The organism is Corynebacterium sp. ACRPE (genome assembly GCF_022347435.1).
Classification (GTDB): domain Bacteria; phylum Actinomycetota; class Actinomycetes; order Mycobacteriales; family Mycobacteriaceae; genus Corynebacterium; species Corynebacterium tuberculostearicum_D.
The window spans coordinates 1-19,207 of the sequence record NZ_JAKRNA010000035.1 but is presented as its reverse complement, the minus strand read 5'-3'; the positions used below and the strand labels follow the sequence as shown (position 1 = coordinate 19,207).

General features: G+C 59.6%; 16 protein-coding genes and 1 pseudogene. 7 read left to right on the top strand and 10 right to left on the bottom strand.

From position 1 onward, the window contains the following. Nucleotides 1-178 precede the first annotated feature (178 nt). From MHY13_RS11470 to MHY13_RS11455, 4 genes are all read right to left on the bottom strand, one after another. Nucleotides 179-1,036: a sulfurtransferase gene (locus MHY13_RS11470; RefSeq protein WP_239228460.1), complete on the bottom strand. Its 858-nt coding sequence runs from the start codon at nt 1,034-1,036 to the stop codon at nt 179-181. 56 nt (nt 1,037-1,092) lie between these two features. Continuing rightward, nucleotides 1,093-3,648: an ATP-dependent chaperone ClpB gene (gene clpB, locus MHY13_RS11465; protein ID WP_239283175.1), complete on the bottom strand. Its 2,556-nt coding sequence runs from the start codon at nt 3,646-3,648 to the stop codon at nt 1,093-1,095. A gap of 133 nt (nt 3,649-3,781) precedes the next feature. Continuing rightward, nucleotides 3,782-5,194 (bottom strand): TetR/AcrR family transcriptional regulator, encoded by a 1,413-nt coding sequence (locus MHY13_RS11460; protein WP_204610868.1) that lies wholly within the window; start codon nt 5,192-5,194, stop codon nt 3,782-3,784. A 253-nt stretch (nt 5,195-5,447) separates the two neighbouring features. Next, nucleotides 5,448-6,821 (bottom strand): sodium/glutamate symporter, encoded by a 1,374-nt coding sequence (locus MHY13_RS11455; protein WP_239283174.1) that lies wholly within the window; start codon nt 6,819-6,821, stop codon nt 5,448-5,450. 208 nt (nt 6,822-7,029) lie between these two features. Here MHY13_RS11455 and MHY13_RS11450 point away from each other — a divergent pair, with 208 nt between their 5' ends. Further along, nucleotides 7,030-8,448 carry a 2-polyprenylphenol hydroxylase gene (locus MHY13_RS11450; protein ID WP_239191669.1) on the top strand — a complete coding sequence of 473 codons (1,419 nt, stop codon included), beginning with the start codon at nt 7,030-7,032 and terminating at the stop codon, nt 8,446-8,448. Here MHY13_RS11450 and MHY13_RS11445 read toward each other — a convergent pair. Next, a complete protein-coding gene (locus MHY13_RS11445; RefSeq protein ID WP_239283173.1) occupies nt 8,445-9,260 on the bottom strand; it encodes a carbon-nitrogen hydrolase family protein in 816 nt (271 codons plus the stop codon). The genes MHY13_RS11450 and MHY13_RS11445 overlap by 4 nt on opposite strands. 91 nt (nt 9,261-9,351) lie before the next feature. Between MHY13_RS11445 and MHY13_RS11440 the strand changes: the two genes are divergently transcribed. Together MHY13_RS11440 and MHY13_RS11435 are read left to right on the top strand one after the other, a co-directional pair. Further along, complete coding sequence (locus tag MHY13_RS11440) at nt 9,352-9,615, top strand: hypothetical protein (RefSeq protein WP_204610864.1); 264 nt, start codon at nt 9,352-9,354, stop codon at nt 9,613-9,615. Between the two features lie 32 nt (nt 9,616-9,647). Further along, nucleotides 9,648-10,778 carry an alpha/beta hydrolase gene (locus MHY13_RS11435; protein ID WP_239228456.1) on the top strand — a complete coding sequence of 377 codons (1,131 nt, stop codon included), beginning with the start codon at nt 9,648-9,650 and terminating at the stop codon, nt 10,776-10,778. 185 nt (nt 10,779-10,963) lie between these two features. Here MHY13_RS11435 and MHY13_RS11430 read toward each other — a convergent pair whose 3' ends face one another. The 4 genes from MHY13_RS11430 to dnaK form a co-directional block, all read right to left on the bottom strand. Then, on the bottom strand, nt 10,964-11,413 hold the full coding sequence (locus MHY13_RS11430) for a helix-turn-helix transcriptional regulator (protein ID WP_239191685.1): 450 nt from the start codon (nt 11,411-11,413) through the stop codon (nt 10,964-10,966). 20 nt (nt 11,414-11,433) lie between these two features. Next, nucleotides 11,434-12,639: a molecular chaperone DnaJ gene (dnaJ, locus tag MHY13_RS11425; RefSeq protein WP_049378991.1), complete on the bottom strand. Its 1,206-nt coding sequence runs from the start codon at nt 12,637-12,639 to the stop codon at nt 11,434-11,436. Nucleotides 12,640-12,736: 97 nt separating this feature from the next. Then, entirely contained in the window at nt 12,737-13,444 is a 708-nt protein-coding gene (gene grpE / locus MHY13_RS11420; protein ID WP_239283172.1) for a nucleotide exchange factor GrpE, read from the bottom strand. Further along, entirely contained in the window at nt 13,444-15,294 is a 1,851-nt protein-coding gene (gene dnaK / locus MHY13_RS11415; protein ID WP_239283171.1) for a molecular chaperone DnaK, read from the bottom strand. The genes grpE and dnaK overlap by 1 nt, the downstream gene beginning before the upstream one ends. Nucleotides 15,295-15,742: 448 nt before the next feature. On the opposite strand from dnaK, the gene MHY13_RS11410 reads away from it, so the two are divergent. The 4 genes from MHY13_RS11410 (at nt 15,743) to MHY13_RS11395 (ending at nt 18,209) form a co-directional block, all read left to right on the top strand. Next, on the top strand, nt 15,743-15,919 hold the full coding sequence (locus MHY13_RS11410; RefSeq protein WP_239283170.1) for a hypothetical protein: 177 nt from the start codon (nt 15,743-15,745) through the stop codon (nt 15,917-15,919). A gap of 194 nt (nt 15,920-16,113) precedes the next feature. Next, nucleotides 16,114-17,292, top strand: a complete 1,179-nt coding sequence (locus MHY13_RS11405) for a histidine kinase (RefSeq protein WP_239283169.1) — start codon at nt 16,114-16,116, stop codon at nt 17,290-17,292. A gap of 90 nt (nt 17,293-17,382) precedes the next feature. Further along, nucleotides 17,383-17,538, top strand: a complete 156-nt coding sequence (locus MHY13_RS11400; RefSeq protein ID WP_239283168.1) for a hypothetical protein — start codon at nt 17,383-17,385, stop codon at nt 17,536-17,538. After that, a complete protein-coding gene (locus MHY13_RS11395; RefSeq protein WP_239283167.1) occupies nt 17,523-18,209 on the top strand; it encodes a response regulator transcription factor in 687 nt (228 codons plus the stop codon). The genes MHY13_RS11400 and MHY13_RS11395 overlap by 16 nt, the downstream gene beginning before the upstream one ends. A 175-nt stretch (nt 18,210-18,384) precedes the next feature. Here MHY13_RS11395 and MHY13_RS11390 read toward each other — a convergent pair. After that, nucleotides 18,385-19,207 (bottom strand): annotated as a pseudogene (locus tag MHY13_RS11390) (hypothetical protein); the annotation flags it as partial.

Sequence of the window (19,207 nt, the reverse complement as noted above, 5' to 3'; positions counted from 1 at the left end):
GGTGCGCTGTTTGCCGTCGTAAAGCAGCAAGGCACCGCCGGCAATGCCGAGAAGAACCGCGAGAGCAAGGATTAGAAAAGCCATCACCCCACGATAGTAGTAGGAACGAGCAAGCCCTCAGCGCTCGGCGCGCGGACGCGGGAGGCTGAGGGCGAAGGCGAGGGGCGGGCTGGGGCGATTAGCCGTTGACGGTGAGGCAGTCGCCGCGCTCTACGGGGTTGTGGGGGTTGGCGGACCACTGGGACCAGCCGCCGACATAGTGGCGCAGGCCGGTGAAGCCGGCGTCTTCCATGGCGGCAAGGGCGAGGGCGGAGTGGTTGCCGGAACCGGAGTAAATGATGGCGCCTTGGACGTTGTCGGGGGTGAGGCCGGCGTCGAAAAGCACTTCGCGGATTTCGCCCGCGGACTTCCAGGTGCGCAGGCCATCGTTGTGGAACAGGCGCTCTGGCACGTTGACGGCGCCGGGGATGTGGCCGGCCTTGAGGTCAAGGTTCTCGCGGCGGCCGGCGAAGCGGTTGCGGGTGCGGGTATCGATGAGCAGGCCATCGTGATTGCGCACGTCATCGATGGTGGCCACGGGCATCTGGCCCGGGTTAACCTCGGCGGTGGCACCGACGGCGAAGTTGCCGGGGCCGGTCAGCGTGGTATAGCCCAGGTGTCGCCAATTGGCCAAGCCGCCGTCGAGGATGCGGACGTTTTCTAGGCCGGCCCAGCGCAAGGTCCACCACGCGCGGCCGGCGAAAAGGCCACGGCCTTCGTCATAGACCACGACGGGACGGTCCTTACGGATTCCCCACTGGCGGAAGTGCTCCTGCAGCTTATCCGGATCCGGCAGCGGGTTGCGGCCTACCTGGGAGCCAGGCAGGCCGGCGAAGGAATTGGCGGTATCGCTAAACAGTGCCGTCGGGATGTGCAGGGAGGTGAATTCGTTGTAGCTCTGGCGCAGCTGCGGCTGCCAGTGGGTGGCCAAGAGGGTGAAACGCTCGCCGTGATAAATGGATTCGCGGAGTTCTTGCGGGGAGACCAAAATGCTCATGCCCCCGAGTCTAGGGGCATGAGCAGGATTTGGCGCGGCGGGCGCTGCGCGGCCGACTAGCGGGCGACGATGTCTAGCTCGGCGCCGCCATCAGCGACGTCCACGTGGACGGTGTCGCCATCAACGATATCGCCAGCCAGCAGCTTCTTGGCGAGCTTGTCACCAATGGCCTGCTGGATGGTGCGGCGCAACGGGCGGGCGCCATAAGCCGGGTCGTAGCCGCGCTCAGCCAGCCAGGACTTGGCGGAATCCGAAACCTGCAGGGTCAAGCGGCGGGCGTCGAGGCGCTCGGACAGGCCGCGCAGTTGGATGTCGACGATACCACGCAGGAGCTCCTCAGAAAGGGGCTCGAACATGACCACATCATCGAGGCGGTTGATGAATTCGGGCTTGAAGGCCTTCTTCACCGCATCCATGGTTTCCTCGCGGGTGCCGCCGGCACCCAGGTTGGAGGTCAGGATGATGACGGTATTGCGGAAGTCGACGGTGCGTCCTTGACCGTCGGTAAGCCGGCCTTCATCCAGAACCTGCAGGAGAACGTCGAAGACGTCGGGGTGGGCCTTTTCCACTTCGTCGAAAAGCACGAGCGTGTAGGGGCGGCGGCGCACGGCCTCGGTGAGCTGGCCGCCGGCTTCGTGGCCGACGTATCCCGGAGGGGCACCGACGAGGCGGGAAACGGAGTGCTTCTCGCCGTACTCGGACATATCGATGCGCACCATGGCGGATTCATCGTCGAAGAGGAAGTCCGCCAATGCCTTCGCCAGCTCGGTCTTGCCCACACCGGTGGGGCCGAGGAAGAGGAAGGAACCGGTCGGGCGGTTGGGGTCGGCCACGCCCGCACGGGAGCGGCGCACGGCGTCCGAAACCGCGGTGACGGCTTCCTTCTGGCCGACCACGCGGTTGCCCAGCACGGATTCCATGTTGAGCAGCTTCTCGGTCTCGCCCTGCAACATCTTGCCGGCTGGGATGCCGGTCCAGGCGGAAACGACCTCCGCGATGGTGTCTGGGCTCACCTCCTCATCGAGCATCGTATTGCGCTGCTCGGCGGCTTTGACCTCCGCGGCCGCGAGTTCCTTTTCCAGCGGTGGAATCTTGCCGTAGTTGATCTCGGAGGCGAGTGCGAGGTCGCCGTCGCGCTCGGCGATTTCGGCTTGGCGGCGCAGGTCATCGAGTTCTTCCTTGATGTTTTGGACATCGTCGATGGCCTTCTTCTCGTTGGCCCAGCGGGCTTTGAGCTCGCCGAGCTTCTCGCGCTGGTCCGCGAGCTCGCCTTGCAGGGTGGCTAGACGGTCCTGGGAGGCAGCGTCAGATTCCTTCTTCAGCGCCAGCTCTTCGATCTCCATGCGGCGAACGATGCGCTCGAGCTCGTCGATTTCCTGTGGGGAGGAATCGATCTCCATGCGCAGGCGGGAGCCTGCCTCATCGACGAGGTCGATGGCCTTATCCGGCAGGAAGCGGTTGGTGATGTAGCGGTTGGATAGCTCTGCGGCCGACACCAGCGCGGAGTCCATGATGCGCACGCCGTGGTGGACCTCGTAGCGCTCCTTCAAGCCACGCAGGATGCCGATGGTGTCTTCCACGGAAGGCTCGGCGGCGTAGACCTGCTGGAAGCGGCGCTCGAGGGCGGCGTCCTTTTCGATGTACTTGCGATATTCGTCCAAGGTGGTGGCGCCAACCAAACGCAGCTCGCCGCGGGCCAGCATGGGCTTGATCATGTTGCCGGCGTCCATGGAGCCGTCGCCAGTAGCGCCGGCGCCGACGATGGTGTGCAGCTCATCGATGAAGGTGATGATCTCGCCCTCGGAGGACTTAATCTCATCAAGCACGGCCTTCAAGCGCTCCTCGAATTCGCCGCGGTACTTCGCGCCGGCGACCATGGAACCTAGATCAAGGCTGATGAGGGTCTTGCCCTTGAGGGACTCGGGGACGTCGCCAGCCACGATGCGGCGGGCTAGGCCCTCCACGATGGCGGTTTTGCCCACGCCGGGCTCGCCAATGAGCACCGGGTTATTCTTCGTGCGACGGCTGAGCACCTGGACTACGCGGCGAATTTCCTGATCACGGCCGATGACCGGGTCGATCTTTCCCTCGCGGGCACGCGCGGTGAGATCCGTGGCGTACTTTTCTAACGCCTGGAACTGGTCCTCTGGGTTCTCAGAGGTCACCTTGGCGGCACCGCGGACGGAGGGGAAGGCGCCCTTGATGGCGTCATAAGTAGCACCGCGGCCGGTAAGCAGCTCGGCGGCGTCGGTCTTGGAGCCAGCAATAGCGGCGAGCAGGACCTCGGTGGAGACGAATTCATCGCCCAGTTCACCGGCCAACTCCTGCGACTTGGTCAAGACATTAAGTCCATCGCGGTTAAATTGCGGATTGGCCATATTGGCGCCCTCCGCCTGCGGATACGAGTCAACGAGCTCGCGGGCTTCTTTGAGCACGGTATCCGGATCTACGCCAGTGGCTTTAAGTACTGGCGCGGCGATGCCGCCTTCTTGGCTAAGAATGGCCGCCAACAGGTGGGCGGGGCGGATATCCGGATTGCCATTAGACGAGGCGGTTTGCAGGGCCTCTTGCAGGGCTTCCTGTGTTTTAGTGGTCGGGTTAAATGAGTTCATGTGTGCGTTGCTCCTTCTAAGTTTTATTCACCCCACTGTAGGGCTTCACTTAGCACAACGCATCCAGAGTTGAGCCTATTCCACTCAACCTAAATATTTTTGAGCGTGGGCCGCTCAACTTTACACAGGGCTATTAAACCTGCTTGTACTCCTCGTTTTCATGGCCCAGAATCTGCAAGCTATGCGCGATGGCAAAGAAGGATACGGTCACTACCTGGACAAAAAGCGCCCACTTGAGATCTTCATTGAAGCTCTTAAAATCGCCAATGCTGCACAGGTGTGCAATGCCGTTAGCGCCGGCCCACACGGCCAAGGTGCTGATATACACCAGCTGGTCAGTAGGGGTAATACCCATCTCGATGACGAACTTGCGGAACAGGTCCATCATGATGGCGAAGTTCTTGGTCATGCCCTCGTGCGAGCTGCCATCACCATTGTGCGGAACGATGGAACCGCTGGCCAGCGCGATAATGGAGCTGAAACGCTCTGGGTACATCATCGCGTAATTAAAATAGGCAGCCGCAACAATCTGCAGTTGGTCTACAGTGGGAGCGTCTTCCGGAAGCGCAGCGAGACAATCCTCGAAGACCCTGGCCATTTCCGTGGTGGTGAGATCCTCTGCGGCCTCACGCAGCGCGAAGTCATTGTCCACAATGGTAGCCAGGAAATCCTTGGAGGTACCGAGCCTGTCGGCCACGCGATCGAAGAAGTGGCGGTCCACACTGCGGCGGCCGGCAACACGCAAGGAGGCCTCGATGATAACCTTCTTGGCTTCCTCAGGATCCATCTGCTCAAGATTATCCGGGACCACGAAAGGCTGTTCGCGCTCGCTACCCATGACCCCTTCTACGATGGCACGGGCATCATTCATGATCGGGCGACGGTGCGGGATCTGCTTATTCTTAAACCAATATTGCAGGGCATCGACCACGAGGCGGTCTACCTGCTTGAGGTTGGCGGCACGAATAACGGCATGTTGCAGGCGCAAGATACCTACCACGCTCAGGTGACCCATACCGTGGATGACGGACCAGCACGCCAAGGTGATGCGGCCGATTTCCAAAGGCGAGATGTCTCCATCGTGGGCCACGACGGCACCTTGCTCTTCGGCAAAGCGCTTGACGACGTCCAGCGCCATGTCCGGACCCGGAGTCCCCGACTTTTCCCCCTTGGCAAATTGGCAGACGTGCTCCTCATCGAGGGCGTCATACTGTTCAAAGAGGTAATGGTAGATGGCGGGCTCGTCTTGCGCATAGGCAAAGTAGGCCTCTGCCAGCTGCATGAGGACATCGCCGCCTGAGTTGCCCTCAGGCAGATGGCGCGCCGCTTCCACCATGTATTCAGACATGCGACGATCCAAGAAGGCGGGGATTTCCGCGAGCATGTCGGCACCGGTGGCGAATTCCTCAGCCACCGCCTGTGGCGAGAGACCAGCCTGGTCCGCCACAGATTCCACGGTAACGGCCTGCTCGCCTTCGCAGCCCGCTACATAAACAGCGGCTTCCAGGATGATCACCCGCCTGGAAGCCCCATCTAACTGGTACATCTAGTTCCTCATAAAGACAGAGATTAATACCCGCTGATTCTAACAAATTTTAAGGTACAGGGATAGTCCCAATCGATTATCCTTTTTAAGGAATCCGGCACCCACCGATGTTAACAGTGGTAGCGTGGCTGATGAGCCATGATTACGGCGGCAAGCGCCTCGATTCACCCGTACCGGCGAATTATTTTCTTAACTTTAGTGCGACTAATCTCATAGTCTTTTAAGGTTGACGGAGGGGCGTCGGCAAGCGCGGCTATGCTTGCTTCTGTCCTACATGGCCGATGCCCTCTTGGAAGATAGTGCCGCGCGGCGGCATAAGGCGCATGGACTTGAAGGCAATGTAGACGCCGATGGAAATCGCCAGGGAAATGGCGCCGAAGGCGCCGGTAAATCCGTACATGACGGCCATAGGCGCGATGATGGTCCATGAAATTTCAAAGGGACCGAAACCGATGTAGGCCATGCCGTATTCGGACAGCGTGCCGGACTTGAGCTTAGGATCCACAATCTTGAGGATGGCGATGCCGGTGGCCACGGTGGCGGTGGCCCAGCCCCAGCCAAAGATGCCACGCTCAATCCAGCGTTCACCAAAGAACTCGGCCGGGAACCACAGCAAGAAGAACACGCAGAAGATGGTGCCCAGGACGAAGAGCAGGAGAAGTGCCTGCCAGTAGGAGGCAATAGCGGCCGGGACAATGGCGGCAACACCGAAGGCAATGAGGTAGTCCGTGGCCGCGCCGGAGATGGAAGAAATGGAGTCCTTATCCAAGTAATCCTCTGCGCCGACGAAGTTCATGAGCGCACGGAAGAAAAGGCCCACCACCATGGACATAGCAAAGAGCGGCACGGAGACGTTTTCCCAGATGCTGCTCAGGCCCTGGTTGATGCCGTAAGCGGTCATCACGGTCAGGATGATGAATCCGAAGTGCAATGCGAGCGGCTCGATGGAGGAAGGGTTGGTAGTAGCGCGGCCGAGCGACGGGCGCTCATCGATGTTTTTGATGTAGCCGCGGCGCAGTTCTTCCGGCAGTTCCTTCGGCACGTGGGAGACCTTGCCCTTGCGGATGCCCCAGTTGCCGGCGATCACGCCGCCGATGATGGCGGCCAGCGTGCCGACGGTCGCAGAGGTAAAGCCCAGCGAGGAGGCGGCATCGGCGCCCACGCCCTCCAGCGCGCCACCCACGGCCGCGGCGGTACCGAAGCCGCCGGTAAAGCCGACGGGCAGCATCATGCCGAACCAATTCGGGGTATCGAAAAGCGGCGCAAAGAGGAAAAGACCCAGCACGATGAACAGGCCCCACTGGCCGGTGAACATCATGGTGGAATAGCCCCACATATTGCGCGCGCCCTTGCCCATGTTGCCGCCCACTTCCATGGAGTAGGCCATAGACGCAAAGACCACCGCGATGAGGATGGAGGTGTAGTCACCCAAGTTATCGGAGAAGTTGATCCAGCCCAGCACGTTTGGACCTACCAGCAGGCCGATAAGGCCGGCGGTAATCGGGGCAGGCAGCAGCAGGTCCTGGAAGATAAACTTCACCTGGTGGCGCAGGACGTTGCCGATGACCATGAGCAAAGAAATCCAGCCCACATCCAACATGAGCGTATAAGCGGAAAAATCTTCCATGAGGACCCTTTCTAGCTGTGCAATTATGGCGGCTTGCCCCCGTTAGAGGGCAGACGGATAGGGAATACAATACCTTCCGACAAGTGAGCCACAACATAGGATCCCTTTTTCACCCCCGCTTACTATGGGAGGCGTGGCTTCTTACCTCAGCATCGTGATCGGCAGTGCCGCCCTCGACCTATGACTGGAACTCTGGGGCTAGCCGCATGTGCAGGATGGGATAGGGCCTGCCATCGGCATCGGTCTCGTCCCTGCCGGTGATAACGAACCCGTAGCTGCGATAAAAGCCCACGAGCTCGCCGTCCAGTTCGGCCCCGCAGAGTTCTACCGCGGGAAAGTAATGGGGAATGAGGTTTTCTACGATGCGTTGGCGGTCCTCCGCGGCAAGAAAATCGTGGGTAGCGTCTACCGCGCTGCCCCATTCCGCCCATGGCGCGCATTAGGATGGTCAAACATGTGGGAATTGGGCGAGCATTTTCGAAATTACGCAGACGAGTACCGCGATGCGGTGCACGAGCATTTCTTTAACGCGGTGCCTGAATCCCGGCAGATTTTTGCCCTGTCGATGCGCGATACCCATACCTCGATGGTGCCTGCGCTGGCATGGGTGATTGAGCATACGGAGCCTGGGGAGCCCCTGCTTGCCGACGTCTCCGCAAAGCTCACCCAGCTCGCCCGCGATCACCGCCGGCATGGGTTTCCGGCCGAAATCTATTCCCGCTTCGATGATGCCCTCGTGGCCGGCCTGCGGGTTTTGGCGCTGACGCAGTATCAATACAACTTTGCCTGTGACGTCATCCACCAGGTGTGCGCCACGATGGCCGACGCCGCACGGGAGTCCGACGCCGCCGGCGAGGCACCGGCGCACTCGGCGCAAGTGGTGGCGGTGGATCATCCCACCCGCGAGACGTCCATCATCCGCGTGGAGGCTGGCCTGGCTGTGCCCTATCAACCGGGGCAGCACTTTCCGGTAACCACGCAGTACTTGCCCGGGCAATGGCGGATGCTCACCCCTGCGCAGCCTAGCGACGGAACCGGCCAAGTGGTCTTTCACGTCTCCACCGCGGACGAGGCTTCCCGGTCCCTCGCGCACGCGCAGCCCGGAGACTGGTGGACCTTGGGCCAACCCGCCGGCGGCATTAGCCTGCAGAACGCGGGCGCAGGTGAACTGGTCATCATTGCCTACGGCACCGGCTGGGCCACGGCTCGCTGCGCGGCGCTCGCCGCGCTGGGCGATAAAGACCGCAGCCGAGTACCGCGCCTCTTTGCCGTGGCGGGCAGCCCCGGCGCCCACTATGACACCTACTTCCAGCAAAACCTGGCAGCCCTTGGCGCACCGGTGCGCCGCATCGTGCGGGAAGAACAAGACCCGTGGTTGCTCAATGCCCGCGAATTGGCACCCGGCGCCGACTACGTAGTCTCCGGGGAACCGACCGATGTAGTAGTCAACGAGGTGGAGTTATCCACAGGCACTCCCCCGCGCTTCCTTCTCGTCGGACCGGCCGACGAGGTTGTGGAAGGTGAAGAAGGGTTGGTTCAAAGGGGCGTCGGCAAGCAGCAGATCGACGTCCTTAGCTGGGGCCGCGACGGGCGCTGGCAGCCGGAAGACTACGCGGCGCTGACCTAGTCCGCAGTGGCCACAACCGGCAAAGCGCGGCGGGTTTTCGCTACCTCATTCGGATCGATGTCGGCATAGAGGATGTCATCCTCGTAGCCGGCCTCGGCCATGCGCACGCCATTCGGATCGACGATGGTGGAATGGCCAATGCCCGTTGGGCCGGAAGGATTGCCCGCCTCAGCGTCACCGCTTGGGCGCGATTGGCCGGCCGCGAGGATATAGCTGGTGGAGTCCAAGGCACGCGCGGCCGTGAGCAGGCGCCACTGCTCCAGCTTTCCGGGGCCGTCCGCCCAACTCGTGGGCACCACAATGAGCTGCGCGCCCTGGCTCGCCAGCTCCTTAAACTGCTCCGGGAAACGAATGTCATAGCAGGTGGCCACACCCACAATAAGGTCATCCACGTCGAAGGCCACCAGCGATTCGCCGGCCAAGACCGTATCCGATTCGCGGTAGTCAAAGGCATCATAGGTATGGATCTTGTCGTAGCCGCCCAGCACGCCAGGGCCTGCAATGAGCGCCGTATTGGTCACGCGATTAATGGTCTTGCCGTCGCGCTCCACGGTATCGGCCGGGCAGAACATGCCGACCACGACAGTGACCTCAAGCTCCTCTGCGAGCGCTTGGATCGCCGTGGCGAACGGGCCTTCGAGCGTCTGCGCCTGCTCATCAAGGCGCCCGGAGTGGAAATTCTGCGCCGTGGCCTCCGGCAGCACGATTAACCGCGCCCCGTTTCCGGCCGCCTCACGGATCTTGGCGAGGGCCAATTCCTGGTTTTCGGTAATATTACCGGTGGACGTTAACTGCACTGCTGCTACCTTCATGCCTCCCAAAATAATGAAGCAGGGCGAAGTTATCCACAGGCTGCGTCTGTACCCCTAGCGCGGCGTTGTGTGGTCCTTCAGGCTTAGGGGCATGAGTTATGTAGAAATTCCCACGCACCTGCCCGATTACGTCCGCTCCCTCATGGCGCGCCCTCCGCTGCCACCGCCGACGGCCACGCTCGATACCGCCTGCCGCACCGCGGCCGCACTAGAGCGAGCCCGTGCCACCTGGTCCAGCGCCGTGGCCGCAACGGAGGACGCCACGGCCGAGCAATTGCGCTCCATTGAGGCCTTCCTCAACACTGCCGCCGGGGTGGATTCCCACCTGGGCCAGGCATTGGGAGATGCGCGATGACCCTATCCGTGGCTTTAAGACATGGCGCCAGTATGTTGCATAGCGAACGCGCTGAACTGCGCTTTCGTTTTATCGATGCACACCAGGATTGGCGTGGCCTATCACTGGGTGGCCCCGCCGGTGACGCCGCCCGCACCAGTTTGGCGGGCTACACCGACTGGCTGGCCCAACCGCTGCACCAGATGGAGCAGGTTGCCACCACCCTTGAGCTCCACGCCAGCCTGCAGGCCCGCCGCGAGGAACTCGAGGACCGCATCATCGCATTTCTAGGACAAGTGGATGAGCGCAATGGCGCCGCGGCCAGCGCCGCTGGACTCTTGTTGAATCAAGTGCGGGCGCTGGGCGATTCCCTCGACTGGCTATGCTCCCAAGAAATCGATGCCCTATGTACGCCTAGCGGGGTGGCCCCACCCGTTCGCTTGGAAGACTTCTCCGATCTTCCAGTGGATACCGTCCACGAGATTAATCTTGCCCACGCCAGCGAGCACGTATCTCAGCTAGCCGCGCAGAACCCAGATATGCGAGTGCTAGAAACTAGCGACGGCCGGCTCGTAGCCATGGTGGACCCCGGCGGCTTCCGGACCACACCGGCATCACTTACCACGTTCGTGGAAGGGGTTCACTCCTCCGATCCAGAAACCTGGCAGCGTGCGGTAGACCGCGGCCGCAATCTTGCTAAGGCCAGCGGCGGTCCCGCGGTCGTGTGGTTGGGCTACCAGGCGCCCTCCTCCCTGCCCCGTGCAGTTCACGCCACTCCCGCGCGAACTGCCAGTCAAGAACTCGCCCGGTTTCAGCGCTCGCTCGGTGCACGCTATCCACAGGCCAAGCGCACCGTAGTGGGATATTCCTATGGTTCAGTAGTCACCGGGCATGCCGCAAAGCAGGAAAGAATTGCTAATGACGTAGTGCTCGTCGGCAGTCCCGGCACCGACGCTGGCCACGCCTCAGAACTGCATGGCCGCATCTGGGCAGCCACAAACGCCAACGACCCCATCGCTATTACGACGGGGCCTCACGCTGGCATCCATGGCCCCGATCCCACCATTGATGCCTTTGGCGCTACTCCCCTTCCCGGTGCGGATGGTCTCCCTGGCGATCATGGCTCCTATTGGGAGGACCCCCAGTTCTTGCGGGGCCTAGGCCAAGTGGCACGCGCGAACTAGTCCGAGGGGTAGGGCCTTTTAGAACAGACCAGCCGGCTGGTCCGAATAGGAGACCAACATATTCTTAGTCTCCTGCTAGTGGCCCAGCATCATCAAGTGGTTCTCACGGCCAAGGCCAAAGAAAACCCCGCAGCCAGCGGGAAAGCTGGCTGCGGGGTTGGGTGTACTCGTCTGCAGAGCGAGAGTTAGTCTTGGCCGTATCCACGACCGCGGGAGCGTTTTCGTTCGCGCGCGGTGCGCGGGCTCCACATCACCACGGAGGTGGACCGTGGTACATGGACAAGCTCACCACTGCACTGCGGGCGACGTCCAGCGGCCTGCTCACGCAGGGCTCGGACCTCTTCAGCTAAAGCGTCGCGCTCGGCCTCGAGTCGATCGCGTTCCTCGGTCAACTCGATGATGGACTTGATGCCGGCAAGATTGACGCCATCGTCTTGGGATAATGCTTGAATCTTGCGCAGCAGCTCGATGTCCCGGTCGGAGTAGCGGCGGCCGCCGCCACGGGTGCGGGCCGGGGAGACCAAGCCCATGCGGTCATAGGTGCGCAGGGTTTGGGCGTGCATTCCGGATAGTTCCGCAGCTACGGAGATGACGTAGACCGCGGTGCCGGAATCTTCTGCCTTTCCAGTGCTCATTTTTTAACACACCTCCTGCCTTAAGCATTCTCGGCGCCGGCCCAACCCGCACGCGGGTTGAAACCGGAGTCCTTTTCCGCTTGAGCATAGGTGCGCAGGGCGCTGGAGGCAGCGGCATCGAGCTTGGTGGGCACGGTCACCTGCACGGTAACCAGCAGATCACCGGAGTTGCCACCGCGCTTGGCGATGCCCCTTCCGCGCACCCGCAGCGTGCGTCCATCCGGCGTGCCAGCGGGGATCTTCACGCGCACCGGGTTATCCAAAGTTGGAACCGCGATGGTATCGCCCAAGGCCAGCTCCGTGAAGGAAACCGGAACGGTGACATGAAGGTCATCGCCCTCGCGAGTAAAGACCTTATCCGGTTTCACGGTTACCGCCACGAAGAGGTCACCGGCTGGAGTGCCGTTGGGACCTGCTTCGCCTTGTCCGGCGAGGCGTACCTTTTGGCCATCAATAACACCGGCGGGAATGCGAACGGTGATATTGCGGGTGCGGTGAACCGTGCCGGTGCCGTGGCAATCCTTGCACGGATCCGTGATGCGCCGGCCGGTGCCATCGCAGTCCTTGCACGGGGCAGAGAAACCGAAGGCACCGCGGTTTTCCGAGGTAAAACCGGTACCGCTGCAGGTGCCACAGGTAGAAGTCTTGCCAGAAGCGGAACCCGAGCCGTGGCACGTGGTGCACGGCGCATTGCCGCTGAGCGCTAGGGGAATGGTGGTTCCCTTAGCGGCCTCGCGGAAGTCGAGGGTTATTTCCGTTTCGACGTCGGCCCCCCGCGACGGTTTAGCTGAGTGGCCAGCACTACCGCCGCGGTTGAAAACGCTACCGAAGATATCCCCAACACCGCCGCCTTGAGACGCTCCTCCAGCGGATCCTCCGAAGAGGTCCGAGAGGTCGAATTCTTGCGCACCTTGTCCACCCATGCGCGTGGATCGAAACCCGCCGGGAAATCCGGCGCCTCCCATCCGTCCAAAGCCGCCTCCATTGCGGAGCATGGCCTTGAACTGGTCGTATTCCTTACGCTCAGCGGCGTCGGAAAGCACGTCGTAGGCTTCCGCAACCTTTTTGAACCTTTCCGCTGCCGCGGGGTCGTCCGGGTGGGTATCGGGGTGGTTTTCGCGCGCTAGTTTGCGGTAAGCACGCTTAATCTCGTTCTGGTCTGCGGACGAGGAGACCCCCAGATCCGCATAGTAATCTTTGTCTGCCCATTCGGGTTTAGCGCTCACTGGGCATCTCCTCCTTTCAAAGAGAATCGATACAAGTTAAGTAAAAGGGCGCCGCGGGAAGGTCACTAGTCAATTCCCAGGGCGCCCTTTATGTTATTTACTCGGATTCTTCCGAGCTGCCGGACTCATCGCTGGGGTCCGCGATGATGACCATGGCATTGCGTACGAGCCTGTCGCCCACGCGGTAGCCCTTACGCAGCACGGTGCCGAGCACCTGCTCATCGCCGGAGGACAAGTCCTGCACGGCTTCGTGGACCTCAGGGTCGAAGGCATCGCCTTCCTCACCAAAGGCAGCGAGGTCATGCTTTTCCAGCGTGCTGTGGAGCTTATCCGCAAACGCCTTGAGCGGGCCTTCCAAGTCGCCGTGTTCACGAGCCAGTTCCAGGTCATCAAGGACAGGCAGCATATCTGCGATGACCTTGGCCTTGGCGGTCTCGATTACGACCTGGCGGTCGCGCTCGGTGCGGCGGCGGTAGTTGGTGTATTCCGCATTCAGACGCTGCAGGTCTTCCGTGCGTTCTGCCAACTGTGCTTCCACATCGCTGGCGCCGGTGCCTGCGGGCTCTTCGCCCGCTGCTTCGGCTTCTACCTCATCAGCGTTGACATCTGCCAGCGCTTCTTCGAGGTCAGCATCGAGGGTGGGATCCAGCTCGGCTTCTTCGGTGGCGTCAGCCTGTGCTTCCTGCGCAGCCTGGGCCTCCTCGGCCTGCTCGGCAGCAGCCTCAGCGCGGTCAGCCGAGGTAGCCTCCGGATCCGTGTTTTCCGGGTCGCCTGGGTTGTGCGGCATTCCGCTGTCCTGAGTCATTACTTATTGCCATCCTTGTTCTCGTCCTCGTCAACGACCTCAGCGTCGACGACGTTCGGGTCACCCTGCGCAGCACCAGCATCGGCAGCGCCCTCGGCGCCCGCCTCAGCAGCCTGTGCCTCGTAGATCTGCTTGCCCATCTCCTGGGATTCGGTGGACAGCTTCTCCACTGCGGACTTGATGGCCTCGAGGTCATCGCCCTTCAGGGCCTCATCAACGGCGTCAGCAGCCTCGGTGACCTTGGTCTTAACATCCTCGGATACATTGTCAGCGTTGTCATCCAAGAACTTGCGGGTCTGGTAGGAGGTGGACTCTGCGTTATTGCGCAGCTCCTGCTCCTCGCGGCGCTTCTTGTCCTCTTCGGCGTGCTGCTCAGCGTCCTTGACCATGCGGTCAATCTCTTCCTGGGACAAGCCGGAACCATCCTGAATCTTGATGGTGTTTTCCTTGCCGGTGCCCTTGTCCTTTGCGGTCACGTGAACGATGCCGTTGGCATCGATATCGAAGGTGACCTCAATCTGCGGAACACCGCGCGGTGCCGGAGCAATACCGCCGAGCTCGAAGGAGCCCAGCAGCTTATTGGCGGTAGCCATCTCGCGCTCGCCCTGGAAGACCTGAATCTGTACGGAAGGCTGGTTGTCCTCCGCGGTGGTGAAGGTCTCGGACTTCTTGGTCGGGATGGTAGTGTTGCGCTCGATGAGCTTGGTCATCACGCCACCCTTGGTCTCAATACCGAGGGACAGCGGGGTGACGTCGAGAAGCAGCACGTCCTTAACCTCGCCGCGCAGCACGCCTGCCTGCAGGGCAGCGCCGACTGCAACAACCTCGTCCGGGTTAACGCCCTTGTTGGCATCCTTGCCGGTCAGTTCCTTAACCAGGTCAGATACGGCTGGCATACGGGTGGAACCGCCAACGAGAACAACGTGGTCGATATCGCCGACGGAAAGGTCAGCGTCCTTAATGACCTGGTTGAACGGAGCCTTGGTGCGGTCCAGCAGATCCTGGGTGATCTTCTGGAACTCGGTGCGGGTCAGGGTCTCATCCAAGAACAGCGGGTTCTTGTCGGAGTCAACGGTGATGTACGGCAGGTTAATGTTGGCCTGCTGGGAGGAGGACAGCTCAATCTTGGCCTTCTCTGCAGCCTCGCGCAGACGCTGCACGGCGCGCTTATCCTTGGTCAGGTCAACGCCCTGGGAGGTCTTGAAGCGGTCTACCAGCCAGTCGACGATGCGCTGATCCCAGTCATCGCCACCCAGCTCGTTATCGCCGGCGGTGGCCATAACCTCGACGACGCCATCGCCGATTTCCAGCAAGGAGACGTCGAAGGTGCCGCCACCCAGGTCGAATACCAGGATGGTCTGCTCCTGCTCGCCCTTTTCCAGGCCATAAGCCAAAGCAGCTGCGGTTGGCTCGTTAACGATACGGAGCACGTTCAGGCCTGCAATCTGGCCGGCTTCCTTGGTGGCCTGGCGCTGTGCATCCTCGAAGTAAGCCGGGACGGTAATAACGGCGTCGGTAACGTCCTCGCCCAAGTAAGACTCCGCATCGCGCTTCAGCTTCATCAGCGTGCGGGCGGAGATCTCCTGGGAGGTGTAGTCCTTGTCATCAATGTTGATCTTCCAGTCAGTGCCGATGTGGCGCTTGACGGAGCGGATGGTGCGGTCAACATTGGTCACCGCCTGGTTCTTAGCGGACTGACCAACTAGGATTTCGCCGTTCTTTGCAAAAGCAACAACGGAAGGCGTGGTGCGGGAGCCCTCAGAGTTTGCAATAACGGTGGACTCGCCACCTTCCAGCACGGAAACGACAGAGTTCGTCGTACCAAGGTCAATACCTACTGCGCGTCCCATGATTTTTTCTCCTTTTATCTTGGGGTAATTAGTAAAGTTGATTGTCAGTGACTCAACTTCTCGTTGTGTCCGAGCGCTACTGTAACAGAATTTCCACATCCAGTCACACAACCTTGAGCCTGTGTCACTCAATTCTTACAACCGGAAGCCCACAAAAGTTATTCCCCGCGACTCAACTTTTCTCAAAATTCCTGCTTTTACCCAGCTCAGCACAGCTCTTTCCGACGCCCCCCTCGCCCACCCATACAGATTTACCCTCGCAATCCAAACTGCATCCAAATGGAAATCCTTAAATCTTATTAAGAGGATACAAAAGTTACCTCAGAAAGGATCCAAAAGAGGATTGGCAGCCCACCTCCGCTACCGCATACTAGGAATCACAGCAGCCAAGAGCTGCTACCCCAGAGAGAGATTGTAGTTTTACTCCGCCTATCCGAAAGGAAAATATATGTTCGATTCCCTCGCAGACCTCAGCTCCGCCATCGACTTCGAGGCACTCGTAAAAGGCATCAAGGGCCTCATCGAGGCTTCCTCCGAGTCCAACACCGACTCCGAGGGCCTGTCCTCCGTATTCGAGGGCCTGTCCTCCAAGGATGACGCAGAGGCTGCTGCAGAAGCTAAGTAATTAGCACTCTGCACTCCTTCATGAAGACCAGCTAAACCCCTCACCTTCTACCTCCGCACGGAACCCACCACAAGGAACCGTGCACAAAGGTGCGGGGGTTTCGCTGTTTTTGTTCACTGTTTCACGCTCGCGGTATTTACACTGAGAAGGTAATAGCCATTGAGTCTTAGCCTCTAGGAAGCGTGTACCTCACAGTGTTAAAACCTTCCCAGCCACCCGTCATCCAACGCATCCGCGCGGCCATGACCCTCCAACGAACGGCCGCTTTGACTGCGGTAATTTGCGTGGCACTGACATTGCTCGGCACATTCCTAACTCCCACGGAGTATCAATTGTCCGCCGCAGTATTGGGGCTAATCCTCACAGCCATTACCACTTCTGCGTACCGCTGGCCGCTGAGCATGAGCACCATGTTCATCATCACCTGGGCAATCGCCGCATTTTTAACCAGAACCCCTCTGATTAGCTCAGTATTTTTGGCTCCTGTTTTTCTTGCGGTCACTGCGTATCACGGAAAACATGGACGCACAATCACAATGGGCCTGATCTTGTGGCTTTGCGGGCTTATCGATCCTGTAACCCTCACATTAAGTCTGCATCTAGCACCTGCCCTTACGTGGGGAATGCTTATTGGAGTCGGCGGAATTATTGGAGCAATATTCGCACACTCAGCCGACCGCTACAGATCCGCCATGATGGAGTGGAACGACGACGTGAAGCGTCGTCAATCCGATCTCGCTGAAACCTTGCACAACTCGGTTGTTTCTAACCTGACTGTAAATACGATGCAGTTAGAGGCTCTCAGCCTGGAATACTCCAAGCAGCCAGAGCTAGTCCAAAAGCTCGATGCACTCAGTGATTCCATGCGCTCATCAATGTCCGAAGTTCGCGCCCTAACAAAGGTCCTGCGCACCAACATTGAAGGGGTAAACGATGGCATGAGTTTTGGCACCACAACAAAGCCCACGAGTTTTGCTCAACTCATTTCAGAGGAAGAAGAACGCCTTCAGCGTCTCAACCGCTCGCCCATAGTGGAAGTAAGCGGTGAGGAGTTTGCACCGGAATTCCCACAGGAGATCCTCGACCCCATCGCGGCTATCACTACGGAAGCATGCCTTAACGCCGTGAAGTATTCACCCCCGGGCGCAGAAATTACAATTTCTGTTCGCCCCCACTTGGGCTGGACTGTCGTAACCATTACAAATCCCATTGCAAAACCCACGAGCAAGAACACCGCTATGTCCTCCGGTATTGGAATGTCCTCCATGACTCGGATCGCTGCAACGATCGACTCACACTTAGAGACAAACTTGGATTCGGGAAGATGGGAATTGACCCTCTCCCTGCCGCCCAGCCTCCATAAACGGCGTTAGTTCCAACACGTTGCATAGCAAGCGGTTAATTCTTGCACTAAGCTGACGCTTGTTTCTGCCAAATACAAGTCATTAAAAAGGAGCGCCCTCATGCAGGCCGCACTCGCTAGCTTTCTCGCCCCACTGATGTTGTCTTCTTCCTTCTTCGGTGCTGACCTCACACCTGGCGAGCTACCACAAATCACGGAATACGCATCTCCCGTAGATATCGCTTTCGGCTGCCCGGCACCATGGTGCGGGAAGTAAAGACTTCCCTTTTGGTCGTCGATGACGACCCACTTGTCCTCGAAGCTTTGGGGCGTTACTTCGCCTCGGCCGAGGACATGGAGGTGCGCGCCACCGCAGAAAATGGCAAGGTCGCCCTCGATATATTGCAAGAGCAAGACTTTGACGTCATTGTCGCGGACATCCATATGCCCGAGATGGATGGCACTACCCTCTTGCGCGAGGTCAACAAGATGGAAGACCCGCCGGTCTTTGTCGCGATGACCGCGATGGACAATGATGAGACCCTCAAAGAGGTCATGTCCAATAAGGCTGCAGCCTATATTTTGAAAAGCTCCAAGCCGGTCTACATCTTGGATACCGTACGCGAGGCTGTACGCGGCGGCACGGTTGTCACCCCGCAATCCCTCACCCGCTTATTTGAGCAGCTTCCTGATTGGAGCACCGAGGGCGCCGACGCTAATGCTGCAGCAACGACCGCGAAGTTTAAAGATAATCATCATATCTCGCCTGCTTTAGAGCAGGTTCTAGACCTGGTCTGCCAAGGCAAGTCCAATGAAGAAATTGCCAAGAGCACGCACTACGCACCGGGCACGGTGAAGAAATACGTATCTACCCTGCTCAGTGAATTCCATGCTAAATCCCGTCTTGAACTAGCGGTGAAAGCCCTAAAAGCTGGTTACGGTTCCTGACCTGACTACTTAGCAACAGCGAAATCTTTTCCTTCAGAGAAGTGATTTTCCTGCACTGACCGAGAGACTTGCGTTCTGTGACAACTTTTAATGAAATAAACCGCGTCTCAAGCAACTCGTATTGAGCGGCTTAAGACGCGGTTTAGGCTACTGGAGAGCTATCCGCCGAGCTTCACTAGCTCTCAGTAGATTTACGATTCCTTCGAACAAGGAATAGACCAGCTGCAATTGCAGCAAGGCCACAAAGTACGAGTCCGAGTACCGAGGCACCAGTATTGGCCAACCCAGTGAATCGTTCAGTGTGGGCGGTAGGAGTACCTTGGGTAGAGGTAGGCTTTGCCACTAGTGGCGCCTTTTCCGTCGGCCCGTGAGGATTAGTCTCGCCGTCCTGGTGAGTATCCTCAAGCACGTTATCAGCTTCCTTCTGGGGCTTTTCTTCCAAGCGCTTCTCATCCGTAGATGGAACCGAGCTATGCGGGACAGGCTTACCGGATGGCACCGCTGAGCTCTTACCGCTCGACAACAGCGGAATCAATGGAACCAGGAGCCAGCCCAAAAAGGATTTGGAAGATTTATCCGGATTGGTCGGAGTTGGGTCTGGGTCTTCGGAGGGCGCAGGGGTAGGCTCATCGCCTCCTCCGGACGGACAGTTTGGATCGTTAGGATCAACAACAGTCGTCGTCACCGTAACCACACCATCATCACCAGGAGTAGGCTCCACCGGCTCAGACGGCTCACCACCCTCAGACTCCGACGGCTTACACACCTTCTCCGTCTCCGTCACCGTAGACGAAGGAGAAGAACCAGACGTCGTAGGCGAAGGCTTCGGCTCAGGCTCAGGCTCAGGCTCAGGATCCGACTCACAATCCTCACCCTCAGGATCAACAACAGTCGTCGTCACCGTAACCACACCATCATCACCAGGAGTAGGCTCCACCGGCTCAGACGGCTCACCACCCTCAGACTCCGACGGCTTACACACCTTCTCCGTCTCCGTC